At 55.9% G+C, this 884-nt stretch carries 1 protein-coding gene; it reads right to left on the minus strand.

From position 1 onward, the window contains the following. Positions 1-14 precede the first annotated feature (14 nt). Positions 15-515, minus strand: a complete 501-nt coding sequence (tpx, locus tag DEO48_RS26025) for a thiol peroxidase (protein WP_109846722.1) — start codon at positions 513-515, stop codon at positions 15-17. Between the last annotated feature and the right edge of the window lie 369 nt (positions 516-884).

Here is an 884-nt window from a genome sequence, read left to right on the forward strand (position 1 = left end):
ACGGTTCGGGTCTGTTATCGCAGAAGGGCCAGTATGGCGTCATAGTCCGGCTCATCCGTGATTTCGCGTACAAAATCACTGCCCAGTACCGTATTGTCCCTGTCCAGAACGACCACTGCCCTGGCCATCAGACCGGCTAACGCCCCCTCCGTCAGCCCGACACCGTAATCTGTCCGGAACGCCGGCGCCCTGAAGGATGACAGCATCACGACGTTCTCCAGCCCCTCCGCGCCGCAGAAGCGGGACTGCGCAAACGGCAGGTCCGCCGAGATACACAGCACGACCGTCTCCCCGTCAGCCACCAGGCGGTTAAAGGCCCTCACCGAGGCCGCGCACACCCCGGTATCAACTGACGGAAACATGGACAGGATTTTACGTTTACCGGCAAAATCCGAAAGGGACACGTTATTCAGTTCCTTTCCGGTCAGGATGAAATCAGGAGCACGCGCCCCTCTGGCCGGCAGGCTGCCTTCCGTTCTCACCGGCTCCCCCTGAAAATACACAACATCTGACATGGCTTTCTCCTTTTTAGACTGAAGGTGACAGGGCTCCCCTGCCTCATGAGGAGCTTAAGCCGTAACACCGCAGATATCTCACCCGCGTCTGTCAGAAAATAATAAAAGCGTAACAATCCGGTCACATCCCGGCGCGCCGTCATTTTTGTTGAGATGACACGTCCTCAGGCCCTCCGGGCCTCCCGGTCACTCCTCCGGCGTTTTACAGTACTCACAATTTGTAATCCCCGATGGCTTTCAGCGCGCTGTTAACCTTTCGTTAAGAATCACCGGAGATAATGCATCCGCAGGACACTACAAAAACGTCTTTTTTTCGGTAATATCATCTCTTCAGTCCGTCAGTGCCCCGTGCCCTGACGGACTTTTTTT

Origin of the sequence: Enterobacter sp. CGMCC 5087 (assembly GCF_003144775.1) — a bacterium.
Taxonomy (GTDB): domain Bacteria; phylum Pseudomonadota; class Gammaproteobacteria; order Enterobacterales; family Enterobacteriaceae; genus Enterobacter; species Enterobacter cloacae_M.